17 protein-coding genes and 1 pseudogene are annotated in these 24,464 nt (G+C 70.3%); 12 read left to right on the forward strand and 6 right to left on the reverse strand.

All coding sequences use genetic code 11. The features are described 5' to 3' along the window. Positions 1 to 117: 117 nt before the first annotated feature. Positions 118 to 1,725 (reverse strand): FAD-binding oxidoreductase, encoded by a 1,608-nt coding sequence (locus ABZ855_RS17655; protein ID WP_360807697.1) that lies wholly within the window; start codon positions 1,723 to 1,725, stop codon positions 118 to 120. Next, entirely contained in the window at positions 1,722 to 2,681 is a 960-nt protein-coding gene (locus tag ABZ855_RS17660; RefSeq protein WP_360807699.1) for an SDR family oxidoreductase, read from the reverse strand. The genes ABZ855_RS17655 and ABZ855_RS17660 overlap by 4 nt, the downstream gene beginning before the upstream one ends. Before the next feature lie 290 nt (positions 2,682 to 2,971). On the opposite strand from ABZ855_RS17660, the gene ABZ855_RS17665 reads away from it, so the two are divergent. The 5 genes from ABZ855_RS17665 to ABZ855_RS17685 all read left to right on the forward strand — a co-directional run bounded on the left by ABZ855_RS17665 (position 2,972) and on the right by ABZ855_RS17685 (position 8,812). Continuing rightward, positions 2,972 to 4,549 (forward strand): sugar ABC transporter ATP-binding protein, encoded by a 1,578-nt coding sequence (locus tag ABZ855_RS17665; RefSeq protein ID WP_360807701.1) that lies wholly within the window; start codon positions 2,972 to 2,974, stop codon positions 4,547 to 4,549. Further along, positions 4,549 to 5,574 (forward strand): ABC transporter permease, encoded by a 1,026-nt coding sequence (locus ABZ855_RS17670; RefSeq protein WP_360807703.1) that lies wholly within the window; start codon positions 4,549 to 4,551, stop codon positions 5,572 to 5,574. Before ABZ855_RS17665 ends, ABZ855_RS17670 begins: the two co-directional genes overlap by 1 nt. Beyond that, positions 5,574 to 6,626 (forward strand): ABC transporter permease, encoded by a 1,053-nt coding sequence (locus ABZ855_RS17675; RefSeq protein WP_360807705.1) that lies wholly within the window; start codon positions 5,574 to 5,576, stop codon positions 6,624 to 6,626. The genes ABZ855_RS17670 and ABZ855_RS17675 overlap by 1 nt, the downstream gene beginning before the upstream one ends. Positions 6,627 to 6,735: 109 nt before the next feature. Then, the gene (locus tag ABZ855_RS17680) at positions 6,736 to 8,019 is read left to right on the forward strand and encodes a substrate-binding domain-containing protein (RefSeq protein ID WP_360807707.1); all 1,284 of its coding nucleotides are present in this window, start codon (positions 6,736 to 6,738) and stop codon (positions 8,017 to 8,019) included. 13 nt (positions 8,020 to 8,032) lie between these two features. Next, positions 8,033 to 8,812: an SDR family NAD(P)-dependent oxidoreductase gene (locus tag ABZ855_RS17685; protein WP_360807709.1), complete on the forward strand. Its 780-nt coding sequence runs from the start codon at positions 8,033 to 8,035 to the stop codon at positions 8,810 to 8,812. Between the two features lie 76 nt (positions 8,813 to 8,888). Here the strand turns inward: ABZ855_RS17685 and ABZ855_RS17690 are convergent, their stop codons facing one another. Beyond that, positions 8,889 to 9,635, reverse strand: coding sequence for a GntR family transcriptional regulator (locus ABZ855_RS17690; protein ID WP_360807711.1), 747 nt, complete (start codon positions 9,633 to 9,635; stop codon positions 8,889 to 8,891). A gap of 165 nt (positions 9,636 to 9,800) precedes the next feature. Between ABZ855_RS17690 and ABZ855_RS17695 the strand changes: the two genes are divergently transcribed. Together ABZ855_RS17695 and ABZ855_RS17700 are read left to right on the forward strand one after the other, a co-directional pair. Then, positions 9,801 to 10,409: a TetR/AcrR family transcriptional regulator C-terminal ligand-binding domain-containing protein gene (locus tag ABZ855_RS17695; protein WP_360807713.1), complete on the forward strand. Its 609-nt coding sequence runs from the start codon at positions 9,801 to 9,803 to the stop codon at positions 10,407 to 10,409. A 27-nt stretch (positions 10,410 to 10,436) separates the two neighbouring features. After that, positions 10,437 to 11,564: a lipocalin family protein gene (locus tag ABZ855_RS17700; protein WP_360807715.1), complete on the forward strand. Its 1,128-nt coding sequence runs from the start codon at positions 10,437 to 10,439 to the stop codon at positions 11,562 to 11,564. Between the two features lie 82 nt (positions 11,565 to 11,646). Here the strand turns inward: ABZ855_RS17700 and ABZ855_RS17705 are convergent, their stop codons facing one another. Next, the gene (locus tag ABZ855_RS17705; protein ID WP_360807717.1) at positions 11,647 to 13,905 is read right to left on the reverse strand and encodes a LuxR C-terminal-related transcriptional regulator; all 2,259 of its coding nucleotides are present in this window, start codon (positions 13,903 to 13,905) and stop codon (positions 11,647 to 11,649) included. A 187-nt stretch (positions 13,906 to 14,092) separates the two neighbouring features. Here ABZ855_RS17705 and ABZ855_RS17710 point away from each other — a divergent pair, with 187 nt between their 5' ends. From ABZ855_RS17710 to ABZ855_RS17720, 3 genes are read left to right on the forward strand one after another with little or no spacing between them, the layout of a single operon-like run. Then, a complete protein-coding gene (locus ABZ855_RS17710; RefSeq protein WP_360807719.1) occupies positions 14,093 to 14,575 on the forward strand; it encodes a poly-gamma-glutamate biosynthesis protein PgsC/CapC in 483 nt (160 codons plus the stop codon). Positions 14,576 to 14,620: 45 nt separating this feature from the next. Next, positions 14,621 to 15,682, forward strand: coding sequence for an NlpC/P60 family protein (locus ABZ855_RS17715; protein WP_360807721.1), 1,062 nt, complete (start codon positions 14,621 to 14,623; stop codon positions 15,680 to 15,682). A 40-nt stretch (positions 15,683 to 15,722) separates the two neighbouring features. Beyond that, positions 15,723 to 17,624: a glycosyltransferase family 39 protein gene (locus ABZ855_RS17720; RefSeq protein WP_360807723.1), complete on the forward strand. Its 1,902-nt coding sequence runs from the start codon at positions 15,723 to 15,725 to the stop codon at positions 17,622 to 17,624. A 245-nt stretch (positions 17,625 to 17,869) separates the two neighbouring features. Here ABZ855_RS17720 and pgsB read toward each other — a convergent pair. Together pgsB and ABZ855_RS17730 are read right to left on the reverse strand one after the other, a co-directional pair. Continuing rightward, a pseudogene (pgsB, locus tag ABZ855_RS17725) lies at positions 17,870 to 19,054 on the reverse strand (poly-gamma-glutamate synthase PgsB); the annotation flags it as partial. A 14-nt stretch (positions 19,055 to 19,068) separates the two neighbouring features. Further along, a complete protein-coding gene (locus ABZ855_RS17730; protein WP_360807725.1) occupies positions 19,069 to 21,423 on the reverse strand; it encodes a HAMP domain-containing protein in 2,355 nt (784 codons plus the stop codon). Between the two features lie 332 nt (positions 21,424 to 21,755). On the opposite strand from ABZ855_RS17730, the gene ABZ855_RS17735 reads away from it, so the two are divergent. Together ABZ855_RS17735 and ABZ855_RS17740 are read left to right on the forward strand one after the other, a co-directional pair. Further along, positions 21,756 to 23,600, forward strand: a complete 1,845-nt coding sequence (locus tag ABZ855_RS17735; protein WP_360807727.1) for a thioredoxin family protein — start codon at positions 21,756 to 21,758, stop codon at positions 23,598 to 23,600. After that, positions 23,593 to 24,384 carry a GntR family transcriptional regulator gene (locus ABZ855_RS17740; RefSeq protein ID WP_360807729.1) on the forward strand — a complete coding sequence of 264 codons (792 nt, stop codon included), beginning with the start codon at positions 23,593 to 23,595 and terminating at the stop codon, positions 24,382 to 24,384. Before ABZ855_RS17735 ends, ABZ855_RS17740 begins: the two co-directional genes overlap by 8 nt. Positions 24,385 to 24,464: the final 80 nt, after the last annotated feature.

Raw genomic sequence — 24,464 nt, forward strand, 5'->3', positions numbered from 1 at the left:
GCCCGGCCATGGTGAAGACAAAGGCTTCGCCCCCGGGAAGAAGCATCGACGGCAGCCCCGACTCGGCGACGGCCAGCAGCCGTTGGGCGAGCGGACCACTGCATGTCCGTCTCCGTATCAGCCGCGATCAGCCAGGTGGCGCAGCTTCTCCGGCCAGATCCCGTGCCGGCCCGGTGACAGGATCCCGTTCGGGTCCACCGCGTCCTTGATCGTCTCGCAGAAGCGCCGGTACGCGTGGTCGTTGAAGGAGTACTGCGCCGACGCCAGATCCATGAAGTCCAGGTGTGCGCGGTATTCGCCGTACCCGCGCCGCCCCGCCTCCGCCACGAGCACCTTCAGCGCGTCGTAGGCCCGACGGCACTGCTCCGCGTCCCGGTAGTCGTAGTTGAGCCCGGTGACGTACAGCGCCGTCCGCTCATTGATGATCAGCAGCCCGCCGGCCACATTGACCCCGACCTGCTCACGCACGATCCGGTCGAAGAGGTCCACGACCTCCCGGACATCGGTGCCGACCAGCGGAATCGCGGGCGAGAAGCCGATATGGGCGACGCCCTCCGGAATGGCGTCGAGCAGGTCGAGCCCGGGCAGACCTCCCTGGCACTTGTCGGGGATCGAACGGATCTCGCCGTACTCCTGCGGTCCGTACGTCCGCTCGAAGAGCACCTGCCCGCCGGGAATCGCGCTCCAGGCCGCCCGGATCTTCGCCAACTGGTGCTCCACGACGGGGCCGTCCCCCCACAGCGCCCCGCGCAGCGCCCACCTGCCTAGCCCGGTGGCGTCGGCCATCTCGTCCAGGGTCTCCTCGCTGAAGGCGCCGTCGGCACCCGCGAAGCGGCCCATCACATCGGGGAACTGGGCCGCCAGCGTCACGGTGTTGTACATGCTCGGCACCCCGCGCAGTGTGCCGTCGAGGCGGAGCCGGCGGACGATGTCGATGGCCTGTTCCAGGTGCTCGTCCCGCGGCACCGTCAGGAAGAAGGGCGCGTACGCCTCCGGGCGCGGCATCAGCCAGTAGCCCATCCGCGTCACGATGCCGAAGTTGGACTGCACGAACAGGCCGTCGAGCACCGGTCCGAGGCCGCGCTTGTAGGTGTGCCAGGACTTGTTGTCCGGGATGGCACCCATGCCCGTACGCAGCAACTCGCCGTTGGCCAGCACGACTTCCATTCCGCACGGGGCCATGAAGTCGGCGCCGTAGGGCTGGTAGGTGATCCCGCAGTCGAGGGAGTTGCCGATGACGCTGCCCCAGCCGAGGTCGGGGACGGTCACCATCAGGTCCTCGTTGCCGGACTCCTTCAGCGCCTCGTACAGGTCGATCCAGCGCACGCCCGGTTCGACCACCGCGTACGCCAGGTCGCGGTTGATCTCCAGGACACGGTTCATCCGGGTCAGGCTGACCACGACGGTCGCCTTGAGGCGGGGCGAGGAGCCGCCGTAGCCGTAGTTGCGGCCCTGCGAGGAGGTCCAGATCGGCACCCCGAACTCGTTCGCGATGCGGACGACCGCCTGTACCTCCTCGGCGCTGCGCGGCAGCAGGACTGCGGCGGGGTCGTAGGTGTCGTCGTCGCGGTGCCAGTACTTGTCGCGGTACTGCTCGTGGAAACGGCCCTCACCGAGGACGACACCGTCCTCGCCGAGCACGTCGACGAAGCGCCGCAGTGCCTTTTCGCTGAGGTAGGTGCCGTCATCGACGGCGTCCGTGTTCGTGTTCGTGTCAGTGCTCATCGCGCGGCCTCCACCACGGTCTCGGTGCCGTCGGCGGGCGGGGCGGCGGGGGGCCAGCCGGCCGCTGCCTCCTCCAGCACCGAGCGCATGGAGCGAGGCGCCCGCCCGGCAAGGGTCTGGACGGCGTCGCTGAGGGACGACATGTGTCCGAGGCGGATCGCCCGGCTGAAGGAGACCATGTCGTCGCTGTTCCACGGGATCGGAGAGGCGGCGATCGCCTCCTCGTCGTACTCCCGGGGCACGCCCATGGAGTCGAAGATGGCGTACTGCTCCTCGTCGCTGATCGGGACGTACGCGATACCGGCGCCGCTGATCTCGGCGATCATGGCGCACACCTGCCGGTAGGACAGTTCCTCCGGGCCGGTGATCTCGTAGGCCCGGTCGTCCTCGCCGCGCCCGAGCAGCGCACCGACGGCCGACGCGGCGCAGTCCTCCCTGGAGACGAACCCGACCGTGCCCTCGCCCCAGGCGCCGACCATGCTGCCCATGGCGACGGCGCCCGGCGCGATGAAGTAGGCCACCGCCTGTGCGTACTGGGCGTCCCGCAGGGCGTTCCAGCGCAGCCCCGACTCGCGGAGCATCTCCTCGGTCGCGCGGTGCTCCAGACAGACGACCGCGTCGTTCTCCGCGGTGCCGGCGCCGACGATCGAGGTGTAGGCGAGGTACCGCACCCCGGCGCGCCGGGCCGCGTCTATCGCGTTGCGGTGGAGACCGATCCTCGTACCGACCTGGGCGGTGGACACCAGCAGCATCCGCTCCGCCCCCTTGAAGGCCGGTTCGAGGCTGTCCGGATCGGCGAAGTCGGCGTACCGGACATGGACGCCACGGTCGACGAAGGACTGGAGCCTGTCGGGCGCCCGCGTCGTCAGGATGACCTGGTCGGCGGGGACCGACTCCAGCAGCAGTTCCGCCGCGGTCTGAGCCAGCCCTCCGCCGGCACCGGTGATGAGGTACACGTGCACTCCTTTGGTGCTCGCCGACCCGGCCCGCCCGGGTGGTGCTCGCCAACCGTACTCTTTGTATGACGAGACGACAATCACTCTTCATTTCGAGCCTCCCATGGGTTCCGCCCAGTCCACGCCTCGGGCGGCGATGAGATTTGAGGGCGATTTGCCTCTGGACGCCGGTTTCCGTGACGCGCTACCGTCTGCCTCGCGTCGAAACATTGTATGACCAGACGACAATCACACAGATTGGGATCCATCTGGAACCCGTCTGGAATCAGTCACCAAGTCAGGAGGGGTCAGTGCCGACCCACCCGCTCACAGCTGAACCGGAAGCCGTGCTGGCGGTCGACGGCCTACGGAAGCACTTCGGTCCGACAGTCGCCCTCCAGGACGCCGCACTCCGGCTGTTCCCCGGCGAAGTACACGCACTCGTGGGGGAGAACGGCTCCGGGAAGAGCACCCTGGTCAAGATCCTCAGCGGAGTGCACCGCCCCGACACCGGCTCCATGACGACCGGGGGCAGGCCCTTCACCCCGCGCACTCCGGCCCATTCACTGCGCGCCGGCATCGACACGGTGTTCCAGGAGGTGCTCGGCGTCGAGAACCGGTCCGTCCTGGACAACCTGTGGCTCGGCGCGGACCGTCTGCTGCGCCCCATGACCCGTGACGCCGGCCGCCGTGCCAGGGCGGCGGAGATCCTCGCCGCGCTGCTGGTCACGCCGCCCGACCTGGACGCTCCCTTCGGCTCGCTCCAGCTCAGCGACCGCCAGGCCTGCGGCATCGCCCGGTCGCTGCTGCGCGACCCCAAGGTGCTGATCCTCGACGAGGCGACCTCCGCGCTCGACCACGACACCCGCACCCGCCTGTTCGCTCTGGTGAGACAGCGGGCGGCGCTGGGCATGAGCATCGTTCTCATCACCCACCGGATGGACGAGATCCGGGAGATCGCCGACCGCGTCACCGTGCTCCGGTCGGGCCGCACCGTGGGCACCCTCGGCGCGGACTGGGAACACGACGAGATGATCCGCCTGATGACGGGTGGCACGCACCTCGTGCAGGACACGGCCCGCGCGGTCCCAGACGCCACAGCCACCGATTCCGCCCCGGCTGCCGCCACGGATTCCGCCATCGAGGCCCGCCCGGTCGTTCTCAAGGTCACCGGCTCCCGCCTGCGGCCGAACGCGGAACCGTGCCGGGCACAGTTGCGCCGGGGCGAGATCGTCGGGCTGGCCGGCCTGGAGGGCCACGGCCAGGACGACTTCCTCCGCCTCCTCGTCGGGCACGGCGACACCGACGGCGTCGTACGGATCGAGGGAGACCGCGAACACCGGGTGACCGGTCCGGGTAAGGCGCGGGCTCTGGGCATCGCGTACGTGGCGCGGGACCGGCGCGGAGAGTCGATCCTGCCGTGGATGTCCATCCTGGACAACTTCGCCATCGCCACCGCCGAACAGGACGTCAGGAAAGGGCTGCTGTCCGAGCGCGCCGCCGAGACGCGGTTTGGCCAGTACGTGGAGCGGCTCGGCATCAGGTTCGGCCGTACGTCGGACGCGATCACCACGCTGAGCGGCGGCAACCAGCAGAAGGTCGTCATCGCCCGCTGGCTGGCCGCCGACCCCGACGTCCTGCTGCTCAACGACCCGACGAGGGGAATCGACGTGGGAGCCAAACGCGACCTCTACCGGCTGCTGCGCGAGTTGGCCGGGCAGGGGCTGACCGTCGTCATGCTGTCCTCGGAGGTCGACGAGCACGTCGAGCTGATGGACCGCGTCCTGGTGTTCCGGGAGGGCTCGCTCGCCACGGAACTCACCCGGGAGGAGCTGAACAGGGAACGACTCGTCGACGCCTTCTTCGGCGGAGCGGCGGTGGCTGCCTGATGAGCACCGTCGGCCATGCCTCCCGCACATCGCCCCAGGTCCCCGACCGGCCCGCCCGGCGCACGGGCCCCACACCTCGGCGCACGCTCAGATCCCTGTTCGCACGCCACACCTATCTCTTCGCGCTCCTGCTGGCGGCCACGCTCCTCATCGCCAACCTCGCCCTGCAGCCCCGTTTCGGAGTCACCTCCCAACTGGCGGCCCTGGCCCCGCTGGGCATCGCCGCCATGGCGAGCGTGCCCTCGATCATGAGCGGACGCGGCGGCATCGACCTGTCGGTCAGCCCGCTGATGACGCTGAGCGCCCTGCTCTACGCGACCCAGCTCCAGCCGGCCGGCCTGGGCGGATACGTCGCCCTGCCCCTCCTCATGGTGGCGGGCGCGCTGGTCGGCACCCTCACCGGTCTGCTCATCGTCGTGGGCCGGCTTCAGCCGATCGTCGTCACCCTCGCGATGTTCTTCGTCCTCACCGGCGTCGACCTCAAACTCTCTCCCAGTCCCACCACCGTCTCCGGCTCCTGGATGGCCGGCTTCGCGGGGTCCATGGGACCGGTCCCGGGCGGCCTCGTCGCGCTGGCGGTCCCCGCCGCCGTCTGGCTGCTGGTCACCAGGCTGACGACGTACGGCAGCCTGCTGCGTTCCGTGGGCGGCAACGACGTCACGGCGTTCACCAGCGGAGTCCCCGTCGGCGCCGTGCGCGTCCTCGCCTATTCCCTGGGCGGCGCCATGGCTGCGGTGGGAGGCCTGGTCCTCATCGGGCTGGCGTCCACGGCCGAGGCCGGCACGAGCACCTCCTACACGCTCATCGCCATCGCCGCCGTCTCCCTCGGCGGCATCCCCCTGCAGGGCGGGGGCGGCGGAATCGCCAACGCGCTCGCCGGCGCCGCCGCCATCTACCTGTTGCAGAGCCTGCTCGGAGTGCTCCAGGTGTCCCAGACATGGCTCCAGGTGATCTACGGCGTGCTGCTCATCGGCGCGGTGCTCTTCGGTGCCGTCGCGGCACGCGAACTCAAGGAAGGGCGATGATGACCACGCAGCAAGGCTCGCTCGACAGGGCGCCCCTCGCCCCCGGCGGCGACATGCCGGCACCGGTGGCCGCGCACGGGCCCTCGGCCGGACAGCGGCTCCTCTCCCTCCAGCGGCGGTTCCCGCTCGTCCAGCTCCTGCTCACCGTGGCCGTTCTCGCCTGGGGCGCGGCCGTCATGCCGGGATTCCTCGGACCGTCGAGCATGCGCTCGGTCCTGGTGCTCTGCGCGCTCACCGGCCTCGCCTCGATCGGACAGACCCTCGTCGTCCTGATCAGGGGGATCGACCTGTCCCTCGCCGGGTTCATCGTGGCCGGGGCCGTGACCGTCACCCAGTTCGGCGACATCCCCGGAGTGCCGCTGCCCGTCATGCTCGCCGTCGCGGTCGCCTGCGGCGCCGCCATGGGCGGTCTGGTCGGCTATCTGTGCCACCGCTTCGGCATCCACCCGATCATCGTCACCCTCGCCGCGGGCTCGATCGCCGTCGGCGTGACCTCCGTCCTCAGCGGCGGCGGCACCGGGACGGCGGCCCCCGCCTGGGTGAGCCGGCTGAGCGCCCCCATGTCGTCGACCTTCGGAATCCCCGTACCCCCCGTGGTGGTCATCTGGGGACTCGCGATCGCCGTCGTCTCCGTCGTCCTGCACCGCACCCGGCCCGGCCGACGGCTGCTGGCCACGGGGGCGAGTCCGGTGGCCGCGGACCTCGCCCACATCAGCACCCGGAAGGTCTGGGTCACGGTGTACGCCGTCGCGGCGGCCCTCGCCATCCTCGCCGGCGTCGTCCTGGCGGGGTTCGCCGGGAACGTCGACAACCGGCTGGGGAACCCCTATCTGTTCCAGAGCATCGCCGCGGTCGTCCTCGGCGGTACGGCGTTCGGCGGTCCCGGGAGCTACACCCGCACCACTGTCGGCGTCCTGCTGCTCACCGCGGTCTCCACCGTGCTCGTCGGGCTGGGCTTCCAGGACGCCGACCAGCAGATCCTCAACGGCGTCGTGATCCTCGCCGCGATGGCGGTCTACGGCCGCGAGCGCAGGCTCCGCGACCAGGTCTGACGTCTCTCTCCCCCCTTGTTCTCCCCCCCTTGTTCTCCCTCCCTTGTTCCCCCCTCCCCCGTTCTCTCCCTCTCCCCGTGTCTCTCCTCATGTTCCAGAAGGGCTTTCCATGAACAGATCCAGCTCCCGCCACTCCCGCGGAATCGTCGTGGCGTCGTCCACCGGGATCGTCCTCACGGCCCTGCTCGCCGGCTGTGGCGGGGCGGGCGGCACGGTCGCGTCCGGCGCGACCGACACGCAGGGGAAGGCGTCCGCCGCCTGCGGTGCGGTGCCGACCATCGCGCCCAAGGACCCCGACGGCGCTGTCAAGGCCCTGCCCGCGGAGCTCCAGAAGGCCTACAACGCCTACGGCGAGGACGTGTTCGCGAGCGCCTGGCGGGACAAGAAGAAGCTGGGCCGCCCCGCGAAGGTCGGCCTCTCGTATCTGCCGGCGTCGAACGCGTTCGCCGCGTCCGTCGTCAAGCAGCTGGACGCGAGCTTCGCCGAGGCGAAGGCCAAGGGCCTGGTCCAGGGCACACTCGTCAAGCGGATCATGACCGATCCGGCGACCATGACCCCGGCCGAGCAGATCCGCGGCTACAACGAACTGGTCGACTCCGGCGTGGACATCATCTACATCACGGCCCTCTCGGGCGACGCGATGGTCTCCGCAGTCGACGCGGCCGGCAAGAAGGGCGTGGTGACGGTCGCGCTCTCCTCCACCATCCGGTCCAAGTACGCCGTGAACGTGGCCGAGAACTCCTACCTGAACGTCGCCCGGCCGGCCGCCCTCGTCGCCAAGCAACTCGACGGCAAGGGCAACATCGTCGTCGTTCGCGGCTTCCAGGGACTGTCCACGGAGACGATCGGCTACAAGGCCCTCAAGGACGTTCTCGCCGCATGCCCCGACATGAAGGTGCTCGGCGAGGTCAACGGCGCCTTCGTGCCCCCCGTCGCCAAGGCCGAGCTGCTGAAGTTCCTCTCCAGTCACCCGCAGAACGTCGACATGGTGGCGCAGCTGGGCGTCATGGGCTCGGGTGTCTACGCGGCCTTCGACTCGACCGGCCGTAAGGTCCCCAAGGTCGTGGACGCCGGTGCGTCCGCCTCGTCGCTGGCCTCCTGGAAGAAGCTCGAGACGGCCGACGGCTACGAGACCGCCGGGACGGGCGGCAACGGCACACAGGAGGCGAAGGCCTGGTTCACCGTCGGAATGATGGTGCTGGCGGGAGAGGGCCCGAAGATCGGCACGATCACGCGCGAGCCGTCGGTGATCACCAAGGCGAACCTGGCCGACTACCTGCCCGCGGGCGCGACGCCGAGCGATCTCGGAGAGGTCATGGACGGCGAGGCCTGGATGCCGCAGGAGTACCTCGACAAGTTCTTCGACCGCCCCGCCGCCCCCTCGGCGAGCTGAGGACCGGGACCGTATGAACGTGTCATCGAGCAGGAGCCGCCGGCAGCAGGCCGGCGGCCTGCTCGCCGGCCGGACCGCCCTGGTCACCGGCGCCGCCTCGGGCATCGGGCTGGCCACGGTGAGCCGCTTCGCCGACGAGGGAGCGCGGGTCCTGGCCGTGGACCTGGACGCCGAAGGGACGGCCCGGGCGGTGGCCGGGATCAAGGGGGCGGTCCCGGTCGGTGCCGACGTACGGGACAGCGGTCAGGTGGACGCCGCGTACGAACGCGCTCTCACCGAGTTCGGGCGGCTCGACATCGCGGTGAACGCGGCAGGCGTCTCGGGCGCCCAGGCCGACATCTGCGATCTCACCGACGAGGACTTCGAGGAGGTCATGGCGGTGAACCTCGCCGGGACGTTCTACTCGGTGCGAGCCGCCGTGCGGCTGATGCGTCGCAACTCCCCGTCGGGCGGGTCCGTCGTCAATGTCTCCAGCGTGGGAGCCCTCGCCAACTTCCCCCTGCCCGCCATGTACCCGGCCTCGAAGGCCGGCGTGCTGGGACTGACCCGTGCGGTGGCCGCGCTCGTGGCGGACGACGGGATCCGGGTCAACGCGGTGGCGCCCGGGGCGACGGACACCCCGATGCTGCCGGCGGACCAGGAGATCCGCAGTGCCGTCGTGGGCCTCGGGGTGATGCGACGGGCAGCCTCCGCGGAGGAGATCGCGCACACGATTCTCTTCCTCGCCGGCGACGAGTCGGCGTTCTACACGGGCCAGACCCTGTCACCGAACGGCGGGTACGTCATGCACTGACCCGCAAACGCGTGCTGGACCACGCGGGCCCTGGCTTCCCGGCGGCGCGGATCAGAGAGAGGCGGTGCGGCGCGGTTCAGAGAGAGGCGTTGCTGAACGGCAGCCCACTGGTGGCGGACAGCCCCTCCAGCCCCGCCCGCTTCGCCTGCTCGATGTGGTGGTTGCTCGCACGCACGGCAGCGTCAGGATTGCGCGCCTCGATCGCCTCGACCATGGCGCGCAACTCCTGCGCACTGCGGGCCGTGCGCCCCGGCTGGGCCAGCGAAGTGGCTCGCAACAGGCTGAGGCGGGCCTGGACACCGCCGAGCGTGGAGTGGACCGAGCGGTTGCCGCAGCCGCGCAGCAGGACGTCGTAGAAGTGGTCCTTCGCCTTGAGGATCCGCAGGGTGTCACCGTCGCCGTTCACCACATCGGCCAGTTGTTCGAGCGCGGCACGCAGTTCCGCCACCTGGTCGTCCGACGCGACCTCGGTGAACCGGCGCACGGCGAGGGCCTCCAGGGCGGCGCGCAGTTCGTAGAGCTCCAGGGCCTCCTGGAGTGAGGGCACCACGACGACGGCACCCTTCTGCGGGATGGTCTTGACCAGGCCCTCGGCCGCCAGCTCGCGCAGAGCCTCGCGGATGGTGGTGCGCGAGACACCGATCTCCTCGATCAGCTCGCGCTCTACCAGTCGCTGACCAGGCGCGTAGTGGAAGCTGAGGATGGCCTGACGCAGCACATCGAGCACCTGCTGACGCAGAGGAGCGGCGACCCGGCCCACCTGGGCGGCCAGATCGACGGATTCGGCGGAGCTGCGGGGTGCTGAGTTGCCTGATGCGGTCACGGGATCAGGATACGGTACGGCGATCGTACAACCCAGCGGCGGCGAGCCTCCGCGCGCGAATTTCACGTACCGACGCGGGAAGTTCAACCGCGTGACACATGGGCCGGGCGTCGGCATATTAGGAAACGATGTAGTGTCGTTTCCTAAGCGATCGAGAGGAGCGCCGTGAGTGCGACGAACACCCGCCCTGCGGGTCGGCCCATGAGTGCGGAGCGGGAGCGGGCCCTTCTGGACGCCGCACTCGCGGTCCTCCGCTCCGTCGGCTACGACAAACTGACCGTGGTGGCCGTGTGCGAGCTGGCGGGAGCCAGCACCAAGACGGCCTACCGGCGCTGGGCCAACAAGGACGAGCTGCTCGTCGCGGCGCTCCGTCGCGCCGTCGAGCGCGAGGTCGACGGCGTACCGGCTCTAATCCGCGAGGACAATCTGCGGGCGGCACTGATCGCGAACCTGCAGGCGCAGGCCGACTCCTACCGCGCCTCCGCCAACCTGGTGATCGGGCTGATCGTGGCCTCGCGCGTCGACGGCGATCTCGGCGCCATGGCCCGCCAGGTCATCAGGCAGCACGAGACCACGTACTGCGGAGTGCTGCTCCAGGACGCCGTCGCACGTGGTGAGGCACGTCCCGATGTCGATCCCGAGTTCGTGGCCGACCTCGCACGTTCGTTCTTTCTGCACGAGATCCTCGTCCGCGACGAACCCCCGGGTCGCGAACGCATTCGCACCTTCGTGGACCAGGTCCTGGTGCCGCTGTGCGCACCCCGCGAAGCCTGACACTCCCTGACAGAAAGAGGTACGACGTTGTCGGACGACTACAGCGCCAAGTACACCGAGATAGACCACTCGGTCGCCCCGGTGACACTGGAGGACGAGAAAAGTCACTTCGAGGCACTCGCGCTGCCCTCGAAGCAGACCGACCTCTGGGAGGAGACCGCTCTGGGAGTGGTCGCGGAGTCGGGCGATCACGACGTCCTGCTGTGGGCGGCCGGGTACGCGCTGTTCGGTAACGGCAAGGGCGTCTGGGGTCCCGGAGCGTCCGCCGAGCGTGAGGTGCAGCTCATCGTCGTACCCAAGTCCCAGCGGGGCACGATGACCGACAACGACTTCGTGCGTGTCGGCTGGACGCCGACCGAGCGCCTGCGCGGCGAGCAGCTCGTCATCACGGAAGGAAGTGACGAGGTCACCTGGGACTTCGACGGCCTGCGTTTTGTCGCCCTACCGCCGCAGTGGCGTCTGGAAGGGGCTGCGGGCGACGCGGAGTTCGACCTCACCTACCGGACGAAGGGCACCCCGCTGTGGAACTGGGGTCCGTTCTCCGAGGCGGACAAGCAGGACCGCGCCGGTTACGACGTGTTCGTCGAGGTCGACGGCACGATCCGCACCCCCGCGCACGACCTTGAGCTGACCAACGGCTATGGCGTGCGCGAGCACATCATCACCGGGCAGTCGAACGACCCGGTCGCCAACCTGCCCGCGCCGAACTGGATGTGGTGGCTCTACACCATCAAGGACGACGTCAAGGTCAACTTCTTCCAGCCGCGCGACGGACTCCAGCTCGGCTTCGTCAAGTTCGCCGACCAGCAGGTGAACGTCGCGACGGGGCGAGGTGACATGGACTTCGCCGTCACCGAGAAGTGGGAGGACCCTCGCACCGGAATGAACCTGCCGGTCAAGTGGCGGCTCGCGATGGCGAACGACGGGGCCAAGGTGGATGTCGAGATCGCCGCCCACGGTCGCGCGTATAGCCACTGGCCCACCGCGAACGGCACGCGCATGTACTGCTACCTGCTGTCCACGATGACCGGCACCGTCGATCTCCCGGACGGGCGAACGATCGAACTCGACAATCACCTCACCGTCAACTCGTTCTGCCGTACGGTCCTCACCGCACGGGAGACGAGCCAGGGCGCCCGCGGTGACATGGTCTGACCAGGCGTTCAGCTCGCCAGGGAGGCGGCCCGTCTCCGCCCGGTGAGCGGTGATGGTGCCTGACAGACTCCCGTCCGGCGCCTCAGTCGGTCGGACCCTGTGTCGCCACCCACCAGCCCGCGACCTGGGCGCGGGTTCCGACGCCGAGCTTGGCGCGGATGTTCTGCACGTGGAAGTCGACCGTGCGCACTGAGAGGACCAGCCTGGCGGCGATCTGCCGATTGCTCATGCCTCTGGCCACCAGCGCGGCCACTTCCCGTTCCCGGCGCGTCAGGGGGCCGGGAGCGGGGGCCGGGTCGACGTCGCCGGCGAGGGCACAGTCAATGGCCTGACCGGGGTTGTCGTGGCCGCCACCGACCGCGAGTGCCCTCTCGTACCCCTCCTGACCCAGTGCCCGTACGACCGACTGTTCGCACCGTGCGTGGTCGTCGTCCAGCGGCGGACCGAACGCGGAGATGGCCGCACCCACTTCGCGCCACAGCCTGCGCGCAGAGCCGAGTATCCGGCCCGCTCGCTCGTACTCGCCGTACGAAGCGACGATCCAGGCGAGCGTCTCCAGCATCAGCGCCGCGCTGAGCGGCTCGTTGAAGCCCCGCTCGATCTCGAGCGCGGCCTGGATCAGCCCCAGGGCTTCCTCACGCTCACCCTGCCTCCACGCGTGGCAGCTCAGCGTCCACATCGCGTGCGCGCGTGCCCACCGCTCACCGTGCGCCTCCGCCGACGCGACCGCGCGTCGGCCGGTCTCCTGACCCTGCGGATCTCCCAAGTCCATTTGTACGGCACCCAGTTGGAACAGCTCGAACAGCGCCGGCACCTCGCCCGTGGCCTTCGTGTGGGCGGCGACCGCACACTCGAACAACGGCAGCGCCTCCGCCAGCCGCCCCTGGAACGCCGCCCGCACGCCCCGAAGGCCCATGACCTGCGCACGCAGCGCCAGGTCGTCCTGCTGCTCGGCCAGCTCGCCGGCCTCGGCCAGCCACCGGTCGGCCGCCGCTCGGTCGCTCTGCAGCAGCGCCACCCAGGAAGCGGCGCACAGCGCCCGGGCGCGAGCCGGGGTGGGTTCGGGCGCGGCGGCGAGCGCGCGGCCGAGTTGCCGTCGCCCTTCGGCGAGGTGTCCGCCGGCGCACCAGTGGAAGCGCAGCGCCGCGGCCAGCGCGAGGGTGGCCTGCGAATCGTCGTCGAGCGCCAGCGCGGCCAGCAGATTGGCGTGCTCTGCGCGCAGTCGGGTCAGGGCCTCCTCCTGGCCCGGGCCGTACCAGCGGTCGGCGATGCGCTCGGCGAGGGCGAGGTGGAAGTCGCGGTGCCTGAGCATCAGGCGCTCTTCCTCGCCGGACTGGGCGAGCCGCTCCCGGCCGTATTCGCGGATCGTCGTGAGAAGCCGGTAGCGGGGCAGGCCCTCGTGCTCGGTGGGCAGGACGACGGACTGGGCGACGAGCCGGTCGAGGACGTCCAGCACCTCCCGCGTGGGAAGGCCCTCTCCCGCGCAGACGTCCTCGGCCGCGTCCAGGCCGAAGCCGCCGGCGAAGACCGACAGCCGGTTCCACAGCAGCCGATCGGCGGGGGAACACAGCTCGTAACTCCAGTCCATCGCCGCGCGCAGAGTGCGCTGGCGAGGTCGTGCGGTGCGGCTGCCCCCGGTGAGCAGCGCGAAACGGTCCTCCAGCCGTACCGCTGCCTGTTCGACGGTCAGCGTACGGAGCCGGGACGCGGTCAGCTCGATGGCCAGCGGCAGCCCGTCCAGTTCGGCGCACAGCCGGGTGACGGTGGCCGAGTTGGCGTCGGTGATCCGGAATTCGGGCCGTACGGCGCAGGCGCGGTCCCGCAGGAGTTCGACGGCCTCGTCCGGCACTCTCAGGGGCCGCACGGTGAACACATGCTCGCCGGCGATGCCGAGCGTCTGGCGGCTCGTCGCCAGGACACGCAGTCCGGAGCAGGCCGACAGCAGCGCGCCCACGACTTCGGCGCACGCGTCGACCAGGTGTTCGCAGTTGTCCAGCACGATCAGCGCCCGTCGCTCGGCCAGGCGCTCGGCAAGGCTGTCGAGGGCTGGTCTGTCGCCCAGGTCCACGATGCCCACGGCGGTGGCGACCGTCGTCGCCACCGCCGCGTGGTCCTGCACCGGGGCCAGGTCGACCAGCCACGTCCCGTCGGGAAATGCCTTCCTGGCTACGGCTGCCACCTCCAGCGCCAGCCGCGTCTTGCCCACCCCGCCCGTACCGGTGAGGGTCAGCAGCCGCCCCGCGCCCAGGACACGGCAGACCTCCGCGATGTCATCGCGCCGGCCCACGAACGTGGTGAACGCCTCGGGCAGGTTCCCCGCGCGCGACGCAAGAACGGTCATATCAGTAGCCTCCCACAACTGACATTTTACATATCAGTCGCACCGGGTCCGGTGCGGGTTCCACACCCTCGTGCCGTCATCTCGGAGAGAGTTCGCGATTCTTCAGCGGGAACTGGCGATGACAGAGTACAAAATTGATATGACCAGTTCTGCATTCTCACTCGCCCAGTCGGCAAGGATCCCGTAAGTGACCCCCGCCTCCCTCAACGCCCAGACAGCCGCGCTCGGGATCGCCCTCGGACTGGTGTTCTCACTCGTCTGCTACCTGACCACCAACCTCTCCCCCGGCGGGATGGTCACCCCTGGCTGGATCGCCCTCACGCTCATCACCGATGTGCAGCTGACCGGACTGATGGCCGTGGTCGCGGCCTGCACGTTCCTCACCACGAAGCTGATGCAGCGCAACGTGATCCTCTACGGCAAGAGACTGTTCGCCGCTGTGGTGCTGTGCGCGGTGCTGATGCAGACCACCGTGACGCTCACCCTCAGTCACGAGTTTCCGCTGCTCTACACCACGCAGACGCTGGGCTTCATCGTCCCCGGACTGATCTCCTACCAGCTGGTCCGCCAGCCGCTCACGGCCACGCTCGTCTCGACCACCGCGGTGACGACGGCAACGTACGTGGTGCTGCTCGCGGGACTGCTGCTCGGCGCCCTGCCCACCGGCTGACCCGCCGCCGCCAAATTCAGCCTTCCCTCAACAGGAGTACAGGCCTTGCACCATGAGCCTGACAGCGAAAAGAACCGACTGGTTCGCCGCACCGCGCTCTGGACGATCGCCGCGGCGGCCGCCGGGTACGGCTTGGGCCGCCTCGGGCCCGACAGCGGCGCCGGCGACCGGGGTACAGGCGCCGGCCCGAGCACTCGGCCCACGGAGGGCTTCGTCTTCCAGCGGCTGTCCGGCCCCGCCCGCACCGTGGTACGCACGGCCGACGGCAGCACGCTCGCCACCTTCACCGACGGCGCCCGTACCGCCGTACTCGTCGGGCCCACCCGTACCTTCAGCGAGCCGCGGACCACCACTGCCACGGTGACCACGGACGCCTGGGTGCGGGTGCTGCCGTACGAGTGGCAGCGGGGCGCGGAGAAGCGCGACTGGTTCGCGCGCTGGCTCTCCAAGGTGCTGGGTGACACCAGCCCGGACGTCTTCGACGTGGCCTTCCAGTACAGCAGCGCCGGAGCGCCCGACATGCACAACGCCGCCGGTGTGCGCTATCGGGGCACCGCGCACTTCGGCCCACGCAACCCCGAGGTCGACGACGCCTTGGCCTTCGCCTATTACGACCAGCGGTCCGACTTCTACGACTATCTGGGCATTCGCTGGACCTTTCCGGACGGCAAGCGCGTACGGCCGGACAAGACCCGGTACGGCAGCGTCGACTGTTCCGGCTTCCAGCGCCTGTTGTGGGGCTATCGGATGGGCATCCCCCTGCACCACACCAATACCGACTCCGGCGGCACCGGCCTGCCGCGCCGTGCCTTCGCCATCGCCGCCCACGGTCCCGGGCGTCTGCTGATCCCCCACACCGGAGAACGGGTCACCGACCTGAGCTCGCTCCAGCCGGGCGATCTGGTCTTCTTCGCCATCATCAGGGAACGGCCGAAGCTGATCGACCACGTCGGCATGTACATGGGCCTCGACAACCGCGGCCGCCACCGGTTCTACTCCAGCCGCTCCGCCGCCAACGGGCCGACCATGGGCGATCTGTCGGGCCACGCGCTGCTGGACGGCACCGACTTCTACGCCCGCGGTCTGCGTGCCGCCCGCCGTCTGTGAAACATCGCCCTACCCGACCGCTGTTCCGAGAAGGGCCACCATGACCGCCACCTCAGCCGCCCAGCACACCAGCGCCGGCCGCCGCTCGGCGCTGAAGGGCCCGTTCCGTGGACCGGAAGCCGCCCCGCACTGGGAGCGCCCGGCGCTGGCCTCGGTCCTCGTCGTCGCCACGGTGCTGTACGCCTGGGGCATCGACCACGCCGCGATCCACCCGTACTACAGCGCGGCCGCGCGATCCATGGCCACCAGTTGGCGCGCCCTGTTCTTCGGCGGGCTCGACCCCAGCGGTTCGATCACCATCGACAAACTCCCCGGCGCCCTCTGGCCCGAGGCAGCCGCCGTCCGGTTGTTCGGCCCGCACACATGGGCCTTGGCGCTGCCGCAGGTCGTCGAGGGGGTGCTCACCGTCTGGTTGCTCCATCGCGTCGTACGGGCCTGGGCCGGACCGTTCGCCGCACTGATCGCCGCGCTGGTCCTCACGCTCACCCCGGTGACCGTGGTCCTCACCAGGGCCACCATCCCGGACACCACGCTCACTCTGCTGCTGGTCGCGGCCGCCGGAGCTCTGGAGAAGGCGGTGCGTACCGGGCGGCTGCTCCCGCTGATCAGCTGCGGTGTGTGGGTCGGGCTCGCTTTCCAGGCGAAGATGCTGCAGGCGTGGCTGGTACTGCCGGTCTTCGCCGTCGTGTACCAACTCGCCGCGCCGGGCACGCCGTTGAGGAGGGCCCTTCGCTGCCTGCTGAGCGGTGCGGTGTCGCTGATCGTCTCCTGCTCCTGGATCCTGCTCGTCCGGGCGACTCCCGCCACCGACCGCCCCTACCTCGACGGTACGTCCGACAACAGTCCGTTCAGCCTGGTCTTCGGCTACAACGGCCTGAGCCGCTTCGGCAGCGATCCCAGCGCGTTCGGCGCCGCCGCGGGCACCGCCGCCAGCCGCACCACGGGAAACACCGGCTGGGGCCTGCTGATCAACCACACGGTCGGCCCACAGGTCGCCTGGTTCCTGCCGCTGGCCCTGCTTGCCGCCGTACTGGGCGTCGCCTGGCGCAACGGACAACCGCGAACCGACCTGCCGCGCGCGGGATTTCTGCTCTGGGGCGGCTGGCTGGCCGTGCACGCCATGGTGTTCAGCATGTCCAACGGCAACCACGCCTACTACACCGCCGTGATCGCACCGGCGCTCGCCGCACTGGCCGGCGCCGGACTCGCCCTTTTCCGGGGCGAGTACGAGGCCGGCGGCCGGCGGCGCGTGGCCCTGCCCTCGGCGATCGTGGTGACGGTGGCGTGGGCGCTGGTGCTCGACCGGCCCACCCGGTTCCTTCCCTGGCTGCTACCGGTCGCCGTGATGCTCGCGGTGTGCGGCGCGCTCGGTCTGTGGACCGCAGGGGCGCGCACCCCCCGCCGGATGGTCCACTACGCCCTCGCCGCGGGGATCGCGGCCACCCTGGTCGTACCGGCAGGCTGGGCCTTCTCGTGCCTCGAACCGCTCTACGCGGGGGCCTCCGCCGCACCGGTGTGCGGTCCGGTCGGCACCTTCCACCACGACGCCGTCCGCCATCGCGCGTCTCTGCGCAGGGTAGGGCTCGACCAGCCCGGCGCCCGCGACATCGCCCTGCTCCGCTACCTGACCGCGCACCGCCACGGGGAGAAGTACCTGCTCGCCGCCCAGGCCGCCTACACCGCGGAACCGCTGCTGCGCGCCGAGTCCCAGCCCGTGCTCGTCATGGGCGGCTTCACCGGCAACACCCCCTTCCCCACGGTCGAGCGGCTTGACACCCTCGTCGCCACCCGCCAGGTGCGCTACGCGCTGCTCACCGCCCGGCGCCCCGCCACGCCCGCCACCACCTGGGTGAGGGCAAAGTGCCGGTCCGTCCTCCCCAGCGCCTACGGCCGCCGCACCAACGGCAGCCTCACCCTCTACGACTGCCGCCCGCAGGGCTGAGGCAGCGGCCCGTGTGATGGGCGACAGAGCCGCCGCCTATCTGTCCGGCACCGGTCAGATGTCCGGCATCACGAGCGGCGGGCGGAGTCGGCCGCTGTCCCAAGGGCACCAGGGTCACACCGCCATGCCGCTCGCGGTCCGTTCCAGAGCCGCCGGCCACCGAATCAGCTCGGTTGCCTGCGAGGTACTGGTGGGCGGCCGTCGGTCACTTCAGCGAGCGCCTCGTCGAAGTCGTCGCAGTCGTAGGAGTCGTCCGGTGCCAGTTCGGCCAGGCAGTCCAGGAACAGCTCGCCCTGGCCGTGGATGTTGCCGATCGCCACCAGTGAGGAGGCCCGTCCGTGTGCTGCGAGGATCGCCGCGGTCAGCTCCTCGGGGTCCCGGCGGTCGCCGCCGAGATCCACCACCCGCCCGGTGAAGCCGGCGGGAATGGCGTCACGCGCGCTCTTGGTCGGGTGGCCGATCAGGAAGACGACCTCGGCGGCGAGGTCGGGGACGATGGCGCCCATCTGACCGTTGCGCTCGACCCGGTCCGGGCGGCAGTTGACGACCACGTTGAGCGGCCGCCCGATCGCGCCGAGCCGCTCCAGGTACCTGACGTTCATCAGCGTCGACTCGGGGTCGTTCGCGGCGAAGACGTTGGCGAACCGCAGCCGCTTGCCCTCGGGCGTGACGTAGCGCTCCACCGACAGCACGCCCGGGTCCGGCGGCGCGTCCCACATGCCCTGCAACGCGAGCTTCCGCTCCACGCCGAGCAGTTCGGCGACGGCGAGCGCGATCGCCACGTTCTCCTTGAAGGTGAACCAGCTGAAGCCCCGCAGTTCGGCGTCGGCCACCGACTCCGGGTCGACCACGACCAGACGGCAGTTCCGCCTGTCCGCCTCCTCCTGGAGGATGTGCAGCCGGTCCCTCTCCGCTGTCACACACACCCCGCCGACCGGCATCGAGCGGGAGAGCGAGCGCGCGACATCGTCCAGTGTCGGCCCCATCTCCTCCAGATGGTCCTCACGGACGTTGCACAGCACGCCGATGGCGGAGCGGATGAGCTTCTCCTGGTTGATCTCCTGCAGCGCGGGCATCACCGCCATGCACTCGATCACCAGCGCGTCCGGCTGGTAGGCCGCCGCGCGCCGCACGATGCCGATCTGCTCGACGATGTTGGCCAGGCCGAACTTGCGGTGGACCGGCTCCTCGGTGCCGTCGGGATGGATGAACCGTGCAGCGCTGCCGGTGGTCTTGGCGACCGTGACCAGGCCGCCACCGCGCAGCGCGCCCGCGCACAGCCGGGTGATCGAGCTCTTGCCACGGATGCCGTTCACCAGTACTCGCGTCGGTATCTGCGCCAGCGAGGCGAAATGCCGCTTCTGCTCGAGGATTCCGGCGACCAGCAGCCCGGCGCAGCACAACAGGAGTACGAGATAGAGGAAGAGCACGGGGTTCCGTCCTTCTAACGCTGCCGGGCGTTCTCGGGCCGAGAACGAGAAGGGGAGGGGGTGGCCGTGAGACTGGACCTGCCCGCTCGGCCGCCATCCACGAGTGCCTGACGGATCAGCTCCAGGCTGCGGGTGAGCGAGCCGACCTCGTCGTGGTTGACCGGGTACAGCACAGTGCGCCGGTCCCCGTCGGCGAGTCGCTCGCTGAGCAGGGCGAGTGTGCGCAGTGGCCGGATCACCATGGCGTACAGCCAGCCCAGACAGACCACGCCCGCCGTGATGCCGAGGATCCCGGCGAGTGCGGTGCGGTGTTCCGCCTGCACCGCGGGGAGTTGGCGTGCCGCCGTGCCCTCCGCCGTCACCACGTGCCAGGGGAGGCCGACCGTCGGGCCGCTCTGCGGCAGCGGCGCCGCTGCGTCGACCGACAGGCCTGTGAACGAGGCGTGCACAGCCGAGGTCGCGGTGCCCGGTGTGTCGCGGGCCGCGCGAACGAGCCGGGTCAGGCCGGGTTCGGGCAGTGTCTGGAAGGCGCGGTAGCCGACGTTCGCCGCCAGCACCTTGTCACCGGCGTCCGTCAGCCAGACGCGACCCAGTTGGGGCCTGGACAGCATGGAGTTGAGCGTGCTCACATCGATCTCGCCCAAGAGGACCGCGCGGGCCGCCGGTGCGGTGCCATTGACGCCCGGGACCTGGGCGTATGCGGTGATCGCCGGGATCCGGCCCGAGGTGTTGACGGTATTGATCCCGCTGCCGCCGGGCACATGGATGATGCTGCCCAACGGCCTCGCGCCCACCCGCAGCGTGATGTCACCGGAGCCGCCGAGCACATACAGCGAGCGGTACTGCCTGTGGTCGGCAAGAGCGCGCAGCAGAACCTCGGTCTGGGCGGCCGGGCTCCTGCCGGACAGGCTCCCTGCCACTTCGATGAGGTCGGTGTGCGACTGGGCGAGCAGCTGCCAGACCCGGTTCGCCGCGATCTCGGTGCGCGCCCGCTGGTCGGCGACGACCGAAGCCGGAACCGAGGTGGCGGTGTCCACTCGGTTCAACAGGAAGATCATCGGAATCGCCCAGCCGGCCACCAGCACCACGGCGACCAGAGCCAGCGCCCTGCAGCCCGGTCTGCGGCGCGCCGAGGGTGCCGGCGGGCCGCTCCCGCCGGTCAACTGTTGACGCAGCGACTCCAGGGCCCGACCGATCCGGGCCGGCTCCCCGAAGCCGGATACGGGCACCGGCGGGGCCAGCTCCGCCCGCGAGTCCGCTCCACTTCCGGCAGCGCCCCGGGCCAGGCGGCGGGCGGCCGGGAGAAGTCCCAGCAGCGGCCGTTGCACGCAGCACCACAGCACCAGCCACAGCAGCAGCGCGATTCCGGCGAGCACCCCCGCCGCCGTGAGCCCGAACCCCCAGTAGTCGACGGAGGCGGTGTTCGCGGGCGCCGCCCGGGAGGTCAGCACCAGTAACCCGAGGTCGTCGGTGTGGCCCGGCCCGGCCGCCGAGGCGACCTGGGCCCAGCCGGCGACGGTGCGCCGACCGCCTTCACTCGCGCCGAGAATGCTTCCGGAGGCGTCGCTTCGGTGCCCCTGACCGTTCGCCGCGCGGGCTGCCGCCACCGGCAGACCGCTGTCGGCGGCGGTCGACTCCGTGCCCTTCGCGGTGGTGACGAGGACGCGACCGGCGGCGTCGAGTATGGCGGCGGTGCGCCCGTCACCAAATGCCTTGAGGCGGGGTAAGTGTTCGGCGAGGACGAGCAACCACGGTCGCCGGCTGGGGTCCGGGCTTCCGTTCCGGTCCTGGTCGGTGTCCGCTCTCTGCGGGGGCTGCGGGACCTTCGCGAAGTACAGCAGGCAGCACCCGTTGCCCGAGGCCACCAGTCGCGGCCGGATCGCGCCCTGCCCGGACGCCATCGCGGCGAAGTCCGCCCCGGTCAGCAACACCGGCAGGCCGCCGGCCGCCAGTGGGTTGCGGGTGATCGGGTCGAACAACGCACTGCCGAGGACCGCCTTTCTGCCGTAGATCAGCGCCTTGAGCGTGGCGGCGGGTGTCGCTGGGGTCGATGGGGTCGTTGCCATGTACGCCGCGACCCTTCGGCCTATCGAACTCGCCTCGGCGTCGATCGCTTCGCGCTCCAACTGCGCGGTGTCCGCGGCGATCTGCCGCTCCGCTTCCAGCGCCGCCCCCGGCCTTTGCCCGGTGTGGACGCGGCCCAGGGCGACCACGACCAGGGCGGCGATCACCAGCAGTGACACGCTGAGCGAGGCGAGAGGCGGCCGCACCCCTCCCAGCAGCGGCATATCGGCGCGGCGGCGTGCCCGATGTCGGCGCGGCGCCCGCAGGGCGGTGTACAGGGCAGCGGATCCCTTCTCGACCGACACCGAACGCCCAGACGCCCCCCAGGCGCAGGCTGATCGCATGGGCCTACCGGGTCACTGCTGTGCGACGGGGAGAGACCAAAACCCCTTGCTTTCGGCGTCGCGGTACTCGGCGTCAGCACACCACTCTTGGGCACAGACTGTCAATATCAGATTACAGCGTTGACCATATCAACAAGTGAGTACGCAAACCCGCCCTGTGGGAGATCGGCCGGGATGTGGCCGTGGGCCTGCCCGGGAAGAAGATTGCCTCCGGTCACAAGCTCACAGTTGGCGCCGCTGGTAGTGTCAGTACATGGCAGTGGTACTGGCACCAAGCGAACCGAGGCGGGAGAATGAACCGGACCGGTGATGGCCTCGACGAGGGGCAGGCGTCCGATGCCGAGGCGGCGCCGCTCGACCGGTCACCGGCAGGTGGCGCCCCCCACGTCGACGTGGTCACCGCCGACCAGCTGACCGACCTGCTCGCGCAGCGGTCGGACGTCCTGGTGTGGTTCACCACCGGCTGGTGCGTGCCGTGCTGGGAGATAGCCCCGCACCTGGACGAGTTCGCGGTCGCCATCCGGGACCGGCTTCTGCTCGTCGCCGTCGACGGGGAAGCCGGGACCGAGCTACTCCGCCGCTACCAGGTCGCCGCGTATCCAAGTCTTCTCCTCTTCCATCGCGGCGTGCGGGTGTGGCAGCGGGCCGGTGCCCGTGAGTTCTCCGCGGCGGAATTCGCGGGCACGTTCGTGCCGTTGCTCGACGCCCTGCAGGACCCGGACCTGGCGAGCGATGCGGCGGCCGACGACGGACCCGCGCCGCCGCCCCCGAGGCCGGAGCGCACGGTGCTTCTGCCCGACCTCCCGGCGGGGTTCGTCGAGTGCCGGGTGAGCGGGCCTGACGCCGCGGCAGTTCCGTCGCAGCAGGTCGGGCCGGGGCCGAACGACCTGCCGGAGGGTGGGGAGCTCACCGTCCATCTCACCGCCGACCACCGCAACGATCCGCCGTTGGACCTGACCGTCCTCGACGGGTTCGCGCCGGACACGGTCGACCGGCTGATCATCAGCAAGATGCCCGTCTCGCTCCAGAACCTGGAAGGGTTTCCCGCGCTGCGCCGGCTCCAGACACTGGTCCTGCAGGCGGGCAGCACTGTCGACATCGGCCCGGCGGATCTGGCCGCCTTTCCCCACCTGGTCCAACTGGACACGTTCTCCGAAGGGGCCGACGTCCAACTGACCGACGTGGTCGTGAACGGCGGCTGGGCACTGCCGGAGCTGCGTCGCATCGCCCCGGTCACCGACCTGGACGCGCCACAGCCGATCGCCGTGGGTGGCACCGAACCGGTGACCGACGCCGAATTCGCCGACCGCGTCCGGACCGGGCTGGTGCTCGTCGAGTTCACCGTCGCCGGGGCACCCACGTGCGAGGCGATCAAGCCGGTGCTGGGCAAGCTGGCCGAGGACCTTCCCGACCTGCCCGTGCTGGCGCTGGACGTGCGGCGGAGCCACGCGGTCACCGAGAACCACGAGATCGCGGTCGTACCGACACTGCTGCTGCTGCGCGACGGACACGAGATCTGGCGGTCGGCCATCGGCGACGAAACCGACGTCGACACGACGCTGACGAGGGCGTTGCAGGCCGCCCACCGGCCCGCGCACCGGCCCGCCCACCGCACCAGGCAACCGGCGCTCCCGAGGCCGGCGCGCACCTTACGCCCGGCCGGTGACGCCCTCCCCTACCAACTGGCCCTCCAGCCGCCCGGGTTCGGCGCATCCGCCGTCACCGACGTCGACCACGGCGGCGAGGTCGCCGTTCCCGCCGGGTGGAGCGTCTTCGTCCAGATCTACCGCAGTGCCGACGACGAACCGTTCGACTGGACCGCCCTCGACGGCTTCGGTCCGGACGACATCGACGCCCTCACCTATGTCGACGAGAACTCCGACGGGGTGGCCGCGCAGCAGGCTGCCACGGCGGCGACCCGGTTGACCGGGCTGCGTCGGCTGGAGATCCACAGCCGCGCACTGGCGGACCACTGGGGCGAGGCGATGACGACATTGCGCCGGTTGACCTGGCTGCGGGTCCTGCGACTTTCGACGTTCGACATCGACGAGCTGTCCGATGTTTCGCTCGGCGCGCTGAGCGAGGCCCTGCCGGACACCGTCATCAACGATTACTGGAGTGGACTTTCCGATGCCTAGAAACGACGCGCCCCGACGCGGCACAAGACAGCAGTCGCGCCGCGTGGACCTCGCGGCGGGTATCACCGGGGAGCCTGAGCAGACCGGTTCGCTGCGGGCGCGGGCCATCAGCGAGATCCGGTCACGCATCCAGACGGGTGCGCTGGCTCCGGACCACACCTTTTCCGAGGTGACCATCTGCGAGGAGCTCGGTATGAGCCGGGCACCGGTCCGCGAGGCCCTCATCGCGCTCTCCTCCGGTGGATGGCTCGAGTCGCTGCCGCGGGCCGGCTGGCAGGTGCGTGCCCTGACGCTCAACGAGGCACGGAATCTCATGGCCGTCCGCGCGGCCCTGGCACCCGCCGCCGCTGCCGCCGCCGCACGCAGGGCGCCTCATGAGGACGAGGCCGTAGCCGCACTGCAGGGCTACTGCGACATCCAGGCGAGCGACGGACCCGTCGAGGAGGCAATTGTCGGTATGTACCGTTGCCTCAGGCGGATCGCGCGCCTGTCGGGCAACCTCGAGTTCGACCGCTGTCTGGAGGACGTGCTGGCCAGACTCGTTCGCTACTACCTCCTGGCACCGGTCCAGGAGGCGCTGCGGAGCGAGTCGATCCCGTTCCATCCAGTCGTGGCGGCGGTCCTCGCCGGGGACTCGGACGCCGCTCACGATCAGATGCTCGGTTTCGTCACCCAGGACCAGCGGCGGCTCACCGAGGCGATCATCGACAGCGACCTCGTCCAGTCCGTGAAACTGACACTGCCGTCGGGACACACACCCACCCGGAGACGAGACAGTGCCTGAGGAGCCCGATCCATCCGAGGGTCCGAACGTGGTCCCCATCGATTCCTACCGTCGGGCCGGGAAACCCGGCGCGAAGGCGG

It is taken from the genome of Streptomyces sp. NPDC047042, from assembly GCF_040644035.1.
Classification (GTDB): domain Bacteria; phylum Actinomycetota; class Actinomycetes; order Streptomycetales; family Streptomycetaceae; genus Streptomyces.